The organism is Streptomyces sp. NPDC040589 (assembly GCF_055594445.1).
Genome location: NZ_JBVIWP010000003.1, coordinates 454,610 through 465,331 on the forward strand (window position 1 = coordinate 454,610; position 10,722 = coordinate 465,331).

Consider the following 10,722-nt stretch of genomic DNA (forward strand, 5'->3'; position numbering starts at 1 on the left):
GACGGCTTCCGTCCACCACCCGGCCCTGTACGAGGAGACCATCGTGCCAGTCATATCCGTCCCCCACGCCTTCAACGAGGAGGACCTGTACGTCGACCTCGGGCCGATGACGGGACACCGGCTCTTCCTCAAGTGCGAGGGCTTCAACTTCGCCGGTTCGATCAAACTGAAGGCAGCGACCGAGATGGTGGAGTCCGCCGAGCGTGGCGGAACCCTCAGGCCGGACTCGATCCTGGTCGAGTCCTCCTCCGGCAATCTCGGCGTCGCGCTGAGCATGATCGCCGCGAGCAAGGGCTACCGCTTCGTCTGCGTGACGGACTCCCGGTGCAACCTCGCCACCCGGCTGATGATGGAGGCCCTGGGCAGCCAGGTCCACGTCGTCTCCGACGAGCACGCCACCGGCGGTCTGCTGGGCGCGCGGCTGGCGCACCTGCGCGCCCTGTGCGCCTCGGACGACCGCTATGTGTGGCTGAGTCAGTACACCAACCCCGACAACTGGAGGGCGCACTACTTCAGGACGGCCCCGGCCATCGCCCGCTGGTTCCCGCGCCTGGACGTCCTGTTCATTGGCGTCGGCACGACCGGCACCCTGATGGGCTGCGCCCGCTGGTTCCGCTCCTGGCACCGGCCGGTGCGGATCGTCGCGGTGGACAGCGTCGGCTCCGCCATCTTCGGCGACCCGCCCGGACGGCGGATGATCCCCGGCCTCGGCATGAGCCTGAGGCCTCCGCTGCTCGACGACAGTTACGTCGACGAGGCGGTCCGCGTCGAGGAGGCCGATGCCATCCGTACCTGCCGGAACATGGCGAGGCGGGGCTTCCTGTTCGGCGGGTCGACCGGCACGGTCGTCAGCGGGGCGACGAGCTGGCTCGCCCGGCACGGTACGCCGGGCATCACGCCCGTCGCGATCGCCCCGGACCTCGGGGAGCGCTATCTCGACACGATCTACCAGAGCAACTGGGTGCAGGCCCTGTACGGCGGCGACGCCATCGCTGACCCTCGCGCCGTGCGGGCGTCCTCCGACTGACCGAGGACGGCTGTGCCATGTGTCTCCTCCCCGCGAGACCGGTCCTGCGTCCGGAGCGGCTGACGTCCGCGGCCTGGACCCGGCCTCCGGAGCCGCCTCGCGCCGGCCGGCCCCGCGTGTGGCTGGCCCGGGTGGAGGGCCTCCGCGACGCCGTGGCCCCGCTCGCCGGCACGCTGCTGGACAGCGGGGAACGGGCGCGGGCCGCGGCACTGCGCCGGGCGGCGGACAGGGACGGCTACCGGGTCGCCCATGTGTGCCTGCGCCTGCTCCTCGGCGCCTACCTCGGGGTCGAGCCGTCGGACGTGACGTTCGTACGGCGCCCCTGCCCGGTGTGCCGGGGCCCGCACGGGCGTCCCGACGTGCCCGGCGTGCCCCTGTGCTTCTCGCTCTCCCGCACCGAAGGCCTCTGCCTTCTCGCCTTCGCGGACACGGCGGTCGGCGCGGACATCGAGCGGCTGCCCGGCTCGGACGTCGTCGCAGCCCTCACGGACACGCTGCACCCCGGGGAGGCCGCCGAGCTCGCCGCGTGTCCGCCGCAGGGGCGCCCGGCCGCCTTCGCCCGGGTGTGGACCCGCAAGGAGGCGTATCTGAAAGGGCTCGGCACCGGACTCGGACGTGACCTCCGCTCCGACCACCTCGGCGCCTCCGCGCGCGGGCCCCGCCGGATGCCGGGCTGGACGGTCGACGACGTGGCGGTGGGCAGGGGGCACGCGGCCGCCGTCGCGGTGGCCGAGCGGTGATCGTCACGCGGCGGTGATCGTCACGCGGGGACGGAGATGACGCCGACGGGGCGGGTGGTGGGCTGCCGGGAGCCGCCGGCCGGTTCCACCGTGAGACAGACGGCGGTGGCCCCGCCGAGGCGCCCGTCCAGCACATCCGCATGACCTCCGTCCGCTGTGGACAGCAGTCCGGCCGGCCGGAACTGCCCAGATTGGGCGTACCAGAGCTGGTAGACCCGGTCGTCGGCGAGCGGCGGCAGCCTCGACGTGAACACCGCGGACCGGTTCTCCGTCCGGGAGGCGACCACGCTCGCGGTCCCGCCGTGCGTGAGCTCCTTGGTGCTGATCGTGGCGTCGGGGGCGGTCAGGACGTCGGCGAGTTGCCGGTACTCGGCGCTCTCCTCGGCGGACTGCTCACGCGCGTTGTCGGCTTCGGAGCTCTGCCACCAGGCGACACCTCCGAGAGCCGCTGCTGCCGCCACGGACGCCGCCAGCGCCAGCTGGAGCCCCCGCTGCGGCCGGCGCCGGGCCTCGGCTGAGCCGGACCGGTCCTGAGGTACGGCCGCGATCCGCTCCAGCACCCGGCGGCGCAGGTCCGCCGAGGGCGTGTCCGTCTCGGCCGCCCCCATTTCGAAGGCCGCCCCGGAAAGCTGATCGACCTCCGCACGGCAGGCGGCGCAACCGGCCAGGTGCTCCTCGAAGGCGGCTTCCTCCTCGGCCGGCAGCGCGTGCAGCACGTACGCGCCGACATCGAGGTGGGGGTCGTCGGTGAGGTTCACGAGCCGGCCTCCAGACAGTCGTGCAGGCGCCGCAGCCCCTGACGCATCCGCGACTTGACGGTGCCCGCCGGCATCGAGAGCGCCTCGGCGACCTCCGCGTACGTCAGCCCCTCGTAGTAGGCCAGCACCAGGGGCAGTCTCAGCTCGCGGGTCAGCCGGGTCAGGCAGCGGAAGACCACCCGCTGCTCCTCCCGCGTCTCGACCTCTTCGGCGACGGTGTCGAAGGACCGCTCCTGCTCCCGGACCGCGGCGCGCAGCTCGCGGGCGCGGCCCGCGGCGACGGACCGTACCCGGTCCACCGCGCGGCGGTGCGCGAGGGTGAGCACCCAGTTCCGGGCGGCTCCGCGCGCCGGCCGGAACCGGTCGGCGGTCCGCCACACCTCCACCATCACGTCCTGGGTCACCTCCTCCGCCTGCGCCTTGTCCCTGACCACGCGGGTGGCCAGTCCCAGCACCGTGTGAGCCAGGGCGTCGTACAGTTCGGCGAAGGCCCCTTCGTCGCCGTCGGCGGCGCGGATGAGCAGCCGGTCCAGGCCGGGGTCGTCCGCGGCCCCCGCTCGTCCCCCTTGTGTGTCACCTTCCCTCTGGGCTCCGGCTCCTCGGTCCATCGCGCCTCCTCGGCTCAGCTCGACACTGGCCCTCTTCCACGGGTGGCGCATCCGGTCCGAACCCGTACGTCTGACAGATTCACCTGTCTGCCGCAGCAGACGTCCGGCCGGTCTCACGCGCGGCGAGGCGGCGCGTATTCCACTGCTGGTTCGTGGCTGTCGGCCCGACAGATCAAGATCAGGGGCCGCCGGAACACGAGGAGGGGCCGCCGGCGACTCCGGCGACCCCTCCTCCCCCTCCTGGCCCCGCCCCCCCGGGCCCGTCCCTACCGGGGCAGCACCACGACATACGCGGCCGGTTCGCGGTCGGCCGCCGCCATCAGGGCCGTGCGGACCACCGTCGCCTGCTGCTCCACCGAGTCGCGGAGCTTCCTGGGCGTGATGTGCACGACCGTGATGCCGAGCCGCTCCAGGTGCTCGCGCTTGCGGGCGTACTCCGACCACTGCGCCTCGTCGTTCTGCCGGGGCGCCCGGGTGTCCAGCTCCAGGGCCACCGCCTGGTCCGGCCAGTACGCGTCCAGGCCGCCGAGGTAGGGGCCGCCGGGCAGGCGCAGGTCCACGTTCCACACCGGGTCGGGCAGGCCGTACTCGCGCACCATCCGGTACAGGCGGTCCTCCGCGATCGCCCGGCCCTCGGCCAGCAGGGAATCCACCGCGTCCACCACGTGCGGGCGGCTCAGCAGCCGGGCCTGGTTCAGCTCCCGCACCACCGCGGCCGGCTCGCAGTACGCGCCGCGCACCGCCTCCGTCATCAGCCGGCGCACGACGACGGCGTCCGTGAGGCCCGCCACCGCGTCGGCCAGCGCACGGGCGACCGGCGCGACGGGCAGGCCGGTGACCTGCTCGGGGGCCGGCAGCGCCACACCCCGGACGATGCGCGCACAGCCCGTCGAGCGCAGCCGGCGCATCCGCGGGACCAGGACGTCGATCGCGTCCAGGGCCGGCAGCGAGGGAGTGGAGGAGAAGCCGTGCAGCGTCAGCGCGGCCAGGCCCGTGATCATCGCCTCGGGCTGGGCGGGGGCGCCGGAGCCGTCCGCGCCGGGCTGGGCGGGAACACCCGTGGCGCGCTCCCGCGCCGCGTACCTCAGCACCGCGTGCAGCCGCTCCTCGCTGGTCGGCGGGCCCGGGTGGAGCAGGACGACGCCGGGGAGGAGCTGCTGCCAGGGGCCGCCGGGGGTGCACTGCTCGTTCACCTGGGCCGTCGAGACACCGTGCGCGCGGAGCTGCGCGACCGTCATCACCCGGAGCCGGCCGCGGCCGGACAGGTCGTGGAGGGGGCGGGGGGAGAGCGGGGTGTTGTGCGTCATGACCGGCAATTTCCCGCGCCCGGCCCGCCTTTTAACCCCTGTTACAGGCCCGTCGACACATACGGACAATCCGGCACTAAAGGACGGATGTTCGGATGCCGAAACCCCCTGGTCCGTTCGGGTGCGGACCAGGGGTTACGGCTGTGATTGCCTGTATTCCGTAACGGTCACGGAACCCCGAATCTCAGGCCAAAGGTGTCATGGCCCCGGCTATCCGGCCGCAGCGTCGCACGCCTGCCCCCGCAGGGCCCGCGCCAGATCGTCCCGGGCCTCCAGGACCAGCCGGCGCAGGGCCGGGGCCGCGTCCCGGTGGGACTCCAGCCAGGCGTCCGTGGCGTCGAGGGTCTCCTGGGACTGCTGGAGCGACGGGAACAGGCCCTGCACCACGTGCATCCCGATCTGGATCGACCGCTCGGCCCACACCCGCTCGATCGCCGCGAAGTACTTCTCCGTGTACGGCGCGAGCAACTCCCGCTGCGAGCCCTGCTCGAAGCCCGAGATGGTCGCCTCGACCATGGCGTTGGACAGCGCGTCCGACTCCACGACCTGCGCCCACGCCTGCGCCTTGACCGCCTCCGACGGGCGGGCGGCAAGACAGCGCACCTGGTGACGCTTGCCGGAGGCGGTGTCGTCCCGGGCCAGCTCCTCGGCCAGCACCTTCTCGTCCACCACCCCGTGCGCGGCCAGCGGCTCCAGGAACGCCCAGCGCAGCTCCTGGTCCAGGTCGAGGCCCTCGACCGCCACCGCGCCCGTCAGCAGGTCCCGAAGCAGCTCGAAGTCGGCGTCGGCGGCGGCCACCCGGGCGAAGAACCGCGCCCACGCGAGCTGGTGCTCGCTGCCCGGCCCGGCCGCGTACAGCTCACGCCGCGCGCCCTCGGAGAGCAGCAGCCCGGCCGCCTCCCGCCGGGCGGGCGCCGTGTAGTGCGTGACGGCCGACTCGGCCCACGCGTGCAGCATCTGGAGCACGCCGATCTCGGACTCGCGCCCCGCGAACCGCAGCGCCAGATCCACGAAGTCCCGCGCCGGGAGCAGCGCGTCCCGCGTCATGTTCCACAGCGCCGACCAGCACAGGGCACGCGCCAGCGGATCGGTCACCGACCCCAGGTGCTCGCGCAGCGTCGCCAGCGAGGTCGCGTCGAAGCGGATCTTGCAGTACGTGAGGTCGTCGTCGTTGACCAGCACCAGGTCGGGGGCGTCGGCACCCGCCAGGTCCGCCACCACCGTCCGCGCGCCGTCGACATCGGTCTCGGCACGCGCGTACCGCTCCAGCGTGCCGCCGTCCGTCACCCGGTACAGACCCACCGCCACCCGGTGCGGCCGCAGTTCCGGATACGACTCGGCGGCCTCCTGCACCACCGCCAGCTCCTCGACACGGCCCTCCGGGCCGAGCAGCACCTGCGGCGTCAGCGAGTTGACCCCGGCCGTCTGCAGCCAGGACCGCGCCCACGCGCTCATGTCCCGGCCGCTGGTCTCCTCCAGCACCGACAGCAGGTCACCCAGGCGTGTGTTGCCGTACGCGTGCCGCTTGAAGTAGCGCCGGGCGCCCTCCAGGAACGCGTCCTGCCCGACGTAGGCCACGAGCTGCTTCAGCACCGACGCGCCCTTGGCGTACGTGATGCCGTCGAAGTTCAGCTTGGCGTCCTGCAGATCGCGGATGTCCGCCGTGACCGGGTGGGTGGAGGGCAGCTGGTCGGCGCGGTAGGCCCAGGCCTTGCGGCGGTTGGCGAAGGTGATCCAGCCGTTGACGAAGCGGGTCGCGCCGACGAGCGAGAACGCGCCCATGAAGTCCGCGAAGGACTCCTTCAGCCACAGGTCGTCCCACCACTCCATGGTGACCAGGTCGCCGAACCACATGTGCGCCATCTCGTGCAGGATGACATTGGCCCGGCCCTCGTAGGACGCCTGCGTCACCTTCCCGCGGAAGATGAACTCCTCCCGGAACGTCACCAGACCGGGGTTCTCCATCGCGCCCAGGTTGTACTCGGGCACGAACGCCTGGTCGTACTTCCCGAACGGGTACGGGTAGTCGAAGTGGTCGTGGAAGAAGTCCAGGCCCTGCTTGGTGACCAGGAAGACGTCGTCGGAGTCGAAGTGGGGCGCGAGGCCCTTGCGGCACAGCGCGCCGAGCGGGATCTCCAGCGTCGTGCCGTCCGCGAAGGTACGCGTGTAGGAGTCCGTCACGTAGTGGTACGGGCCCGCCACCACACACGTGATGTACGTCGAGATCGGCTTGGTCTCGGCGAACCGCCAGACCCCGTCGCCGAGTTCACCGACACCGTTGCTCCACACCGTCCAGCCCTCCGGCGCCCGCACCTCGAAGCGGAACGGGGCCTTGAGGTCGGGCTGCTCGAAGTTCGCGAAGACCCGGCGGGAGTCGGCCGGCTCGTACTGCGTGTACAGGTACACCTCGCCGTCCTGGGGGTCGACGAAGCGGTGCAGGCCCTCGCCGGTGCGGGAGTAGGCGCACTGGGCGTCGACGACCAGCTCGTTGTCGGCGGCCAGGTCCTCCAGCGTGATCCGGGAGCCGTCGAAGACCTCACCGGGGTCCAGATCACGGCCGTTGAGTGAGACGGCCGTCACACTCGGCGCGATCAGGTCGGCGAAGCTGCTCGCGCCCGGCTCGTTGCAGCGGAAGCGCAGCGTCGTCACCGAGCGGAAGGTGCGGGGCCCGGCGCCGTCGTCCTCGCCGACCGCGGACCGCAGGTCGAGGGACACCTCGTACCCGTCGACGCTCAGCAGGGCGGCCCGCTCCCGGGCCTCGTCGCGGGACAGATTCTCACCGGGCACGGGCGGCACTCCTCATATGTCGTGGGGTACTGCTGAACAGCACCGATCCTGCCACGTGCCCCTGACACCAGGGGCCGGGAATGACCGGAGCGAGCACCGGCGTTCCCGGAGGAAACGGTTTCCTCATGAGGAGAGACATGTCGGACAAGACCCCCGTCGACTTCTGGTTCGACCCGCTGTGCCCCTGGGCATGGATGACCTCCCGTTGGGTGCTGGAGGTCGAGAAGGTCAGGGACATCGAGGTGCGCTGGCACGTCATGAGTCTCGCCGTCCTCAACGAGCCCAAGCTGGACGAGCTGCCCGAGGAGTACCGCGAGCTGCTGGAGACCAAGGCGTGGGGCCCCGTCCGGGTCGTCATAGCCGCGCAGCAGGAGCACGGTCCCGAGGTGCTCGGCGACCTCTACACCGCGCTCGGCACCCGCATCCACAACCGGGAGGAGGGCCCCGGCAAGGAGACCGTCGCCGCCGCCCTGAAGGACGTGGGCCTGCCCGAGTCCCTCCTGGAGCACTGGGGCTCCACCCCGTACGAGGCCGAGCTGCGCGCCTCCCACAAGGAGGGCATCGACAAGGTCGGCCAGGACGTCGGCACCCCGGTCATCGCCGTGCCCGGCTCCGACGGCGAGCAGATCGCCTTCTTCGGCCCGGTCGTCACGCCCACCCCGCTGGGCGACGAGGCCGGCCGCCTCTGGGACGGCACCCTCGCGGTGGCCTCGGTCCCCGGCTTCTACGAGATCAAGCGCACGCGCACCAAGGGTCCCGACTTCTCCAACCTGTAGGGCTCACACCGCGGCGTCGGCTCCCGGGTTCTGCAGTTCCTCCGGGAGCCGTCCCCCGCCGCCCGTATGACCCCAGGGCTGATACCACCGGCACCCCGGAGCGGTGCAGCGCCACAGGTCCGTGCGGTGCGTCCCGAGCGCCTTCCTCTCCTCGGGCTTGAGCTGCGTGAACACCTGCGTGCCGCTGCCGCCACAGGTCGGGCAGTGCTTGTCCTTGAAGAACATCAACCCCTCCTAGCCATCACCGCCAGGTCAGGGAAGTCGGTCACGACCGCGTCGACTCCCATGCGGTAGTACAGCGCGTATTCGGCGAACGCGTCCCCGAAATCGTTCGCTCCGCTCCCGCGCCGGAACTCCGCCGGCAGGAACTGGTTCTCCGCGCGGAAGGTGTACGGCCCGATCCGCAGCCCCGCCGCGTGCGCGTCCGCGACGAGGGAAGTGGCGGCGACCGACGACTTGTCAGGACCGATCCAGTCCGCGTACTGCGCGATCTCCGCCAGGCCCGCGGGCGTCATCATCTCCTTGTAGGTCCTCCCGGGCAGGTCGTACGGCCCGCCCGTCGTCCCCAGCGCCTGCCACAGCGGCACACCCAGGCCCGTCATGCGCTCGAGGCTCGTCGGCTCGAAGGACTGCACGACGCACTCGCGCCGGCCGAGCCGGTTGCGGCGGATCACGGCCGCGAGCTTCGGCTCCAACGGCAGCCCGATGGACCGGAAGTACGTCGGATGCTTGGTCTCCGGGAAGACGGCGATCGTCCGGCCGTGGGTCCGCGACAGCCGCCGCGCCAGCTCCACGACCTCCTGGAAGGTCATCACCTCCTCACGGCCGTCGAAGACCGTGTTGCGGTCGCGGACCTGCGGCAGCCGCTCCACCGCCCGCAGCGTCTTCAGCTCGGCGAGGGTGAAGTCCTCCGTGAACCATCCCGTCACGGCACGGCCGTCGACCGTCTTCGTCGTACGGCGGTCCGCGAACTCGGGGCGGCCCGCCACGTCGGTCGTCTGGGAGATCTCGTTCTCGTGCCGGACGACGAGCACATGGTCCTTCGTCGGCACCAGGTCGGGTTCGATCCAGTCCGCGCCCGTCTGCACGGCGTACGTGTACGAGGCGGCCGTGTGCTCGGGGCGCCAGCCGGCCGCGCCGCGATGGCCGATGACCACCGGGCGCCGCTCGGCGGGGGCCGAGTGGGCGGGTACGGCCGCGACCGCCGGCGTGGCGGCGGCCGCGAGCAGGAGAGATCGGCGTCTCAGGTGCATCCAAGTCCCTCTCGTCATAAGGGTGTTCAGGTCCTCGCGCGGGTCCGTGCCTCGGCGAGCCGGCCCAGGTGCTCCTCATAGCCCCGCGTGTGGAACGCGGCCCGCCCCGGATCCGGCTCGACGACCTCCGTCGGCCGCGTCCACACCTCCGCCTCCAGCGGCACCCCGTACCGCTCGGCCGCCGCGAGGACCGCGCCCCGCGCGCCCACCTCGCCCTCGACGACCCGCAGGGGCCTTCCGAGCACATCGGCGAGCAGCCGCATCCAGGCGGGGCTGCGGGTGCCGCCGCCGCAGACGGCCAGGTTCCCGTCGAGGCCCGCCGCCTCCAGGCAGTGCCGGGCCGCGTACCCGATGCCCTCGCAGGTCGCGCGGACCAGATCGCCCCGGGTCGACTCCAGGGAGACACCGAGGAGTTCGGCCCGCAGCCGCGGCTCCACGAAGGGGGCGCGTTCACCGGAGGGCGCGAAGTACGGCAGCACCCGGACGCCGTTCGCGCCCGGCGGGGTCTCGGCCAGCAGGCCGTCCACCTCGTCGTGCCGCACCCCCGTCGTCGACAGCACCCAGTCCAGCGCCGCCGTGCCGACCATCGCGGGCATGGCGCGCAGCCAGTGACCGGGCCGGTCCGTGGAGATGTACAGGCCCGCCGGCTCGCCGGTCAGGTCCAGCTCGGTCGTGGCGACGAGGCTCGCCAGACAGGTGCCGACGATCAGCAGCCCGTCGCCGGGGGACGTCACCCCGGCGCCCAGCGCGCAGGCCGGCAGATCGTACGGGCCGTTCGCGACCCGGGTGCCGGACGGCAGGCCCTCACCGAGCGCCTCGGCCGTCGCGACCGGGTCGCTCACCGGGGCGAGCAGACCGCGGCGGTGGGCCAGCCCCAGCAGCTCGACGACCCGGTTGTCGTAGGTCCGGGTCCGCGGATCCAGAAAGGGCATCGAGGCATCCGACACATCCGTCGTCGGACCGGCCCCCGTCAGCCGCTGGAACACCATGTCCTTGCAGTACAGGGCGGCCTTCGCGGCATCCAGCGTCTTCGGTTCGCTGCTGTCGAGCCAGGCCAGCAGCGGCCCCGGACACCCGGGGAACATCGCGCTGCCCGTCCGCCGGAACACCGTCTCGAAGGTGCCGTCGGCCAGCCACCGGTCGACCAGTTCGTGCGCCCGGCCGTCCATCCAGGAGGCCGCCGGCCGCACGGGCCGCCCCTCGCCGTCGACCAGCCACACCCCGTCGCCCTGCCCGGTGAGCCCGGCCAGCTCGACCGGTTCCGGGACACGTTCGGTGACCTCACGGAGGACGGCCACGACCGCCCCGTACACCTCCTCCATGTCCTGCTCGACGACCCCGCCGCGCAGCGAGAGGGCCACCGACCGTGATTCCACGGCCAGTTGGCGGCCCGCCGCGTCGAAGGCCGCCGCCTTGACCATGGACGTGCCCACATCGATACCGACGTACATGCGGCTCTCCTCCCG

General features: G+C 72.4%; 10 protein-coding genes. 3 read left to right on the forward strand and 7 right to left on the reverse strand.

Annotated features, from left to right (window positions below; translation table 11 throughout):
• The first annotated feature begins 43 nt into the window (after positions 1-43).
• Positions 44-1,027, forward strand: a complete 984-nt coding sequence (gene sbnA / locus ACZ58V_RS14590; RefSeq protein WP_468189810.1) for a 2,3-diaminopropionate biosynthesis protein SbnA — start codon at positions 44-46, stop codon at positions 1,025-1,027.
• A 17-nt stretch (positions 1,028-1,044) separates the two neighbouring features.
• On the forward strand, positions 1,045-1,767 hold the full coding sequence (locus ACZ58V_RS14595; protein ID WP_471290233.1) for a 4'-phosphopantetheinyl transferase family protein: 723 nt from the start codon (positions 1,045-1,047) through the stop codon (positions 1,765-1,767).
• A 20-nt stretch (positions 1,768-1,787) separates the two neighbouring features.
• Here ACZ58V_RS14595 and ACZ58V_RS14600 read toward each other — a convergent pair whose 3' ends face one another.
• From ACZ58V_RS14600 to pepN, 4 genes are all read right to left on the reverse strand, one after another.
• On the reverse strand, positions 1,788-2,525 hold the full coding sequence (locus tag ACZ58V_RS14600; RefSeq protein WP_471290235.1) for an anti-sigma factor: 738 nt from the start codon (positions 2,523-2,525) through the stop codon (positions 1,788-1,790).
• Positions 2,522-3,133 (reverse strand): ECF RNA polymerase sigma factor SigK, encoded by a 612-nt coding sequence (gene sigK, locus ACZ58V_RS14605; protein WP_468189803.1) that lies wholly within the window; start codon positions 3,131-3,133, stop codon positions 2,522-2,524. Before sigK ends, ACZ58V_RS14600 begins: the two co-directional genes overlap by 4 nt.
• Before the next feature lie 266 nt (positions 3,134-3,399).
• The gene (locus tag ACZ58V_RS14610) at positions 3,400-4,440 is read right to left on the reverse strand and encodes a hypothetical protein (RefSeq protein WP_468189801.1); all 1,041 of its coding nucleotides are present in this window, start codon (positions 4,438-4,440) and stop codon (positions 3,400-3,402) included.
• 210 nt (positions 4,441-4,650) lie between these two features.
• Entirely contained in the window at positions 4,651-7,227 is a 2,577-nt protein-coding gene (gene pepN / locus ACZ58V_RS14615; protein ID WP_471290237.1) for an aminopeptidase N, read from the reverse strand.
• Between the two features lie 137 nt (positions 7,228-7,364).
• Between pepN and ACZ58V_RS14620 the strand changes: the two genes are divergently transcribed.
• Positions 7,365-8,003, forward strand: a complete 639-nt coding sequence (locus ACZ58V_RS14620) for a mycothiol-dependent nitroreductase Rv2466c family protein (protein ID WP_471290239.1) — start codon at positions 7,365-7,367, stop codon at positions 8,001-8,003.
• A gap of 3 nt (positions 8,004-8,006) precedes the next feature.
• Here the strand turns inward: ACZ58V_RS14620 and ACZ58V_RS14625 are convergent, their stop codons facing one another.
• The 3 genes from ACZ58V_RS14625 to ACZ58V_RS14635 are packed head-to-tail and all read right to left on the reverse strand — an operon-like array spanning position 8,007 to position 10,707.
• Positions 8,007-8,228 (reverse strand): hypothetical protein, encoded by a 222-nt coding sequence (locus ACZ58V_RS14625; protein WP_468189795.1) that lies wholly within the window; start codon positions 8,226-8,228, stop codon positions 8,007-8,009.
• Entirely contained in the window at positions 8,228-9,256 is a 1,029-nt protein-coding gene (locus tag ACZ58V_RS14630) for a glycerophosphodiester phosphodiesterase family protein (protein ID WP_471290241.1), read from the reverse strand. The genes ACZ58V_RS14625 and ACZ58V_RS14630 overlap by 1 nt, the downstream gene beginning before the upstream one ends.
• A gap of 26 nt (positions 9,257-9,282) precedes the next feature.
• Positions 9,283-10,707: an FGGY family carbohydrate kinase gene (locus ACZ58V_RS14635; protein WP_468189791.1), complete on the reverse strand. Its 1,425-nt coding sequence runs from the start codon at positions 10,705-10,707 to the stop codon at positions 9,283-9,285.
• Positions 10,708-10,722 lie beyond the last annotated feature (15 nt).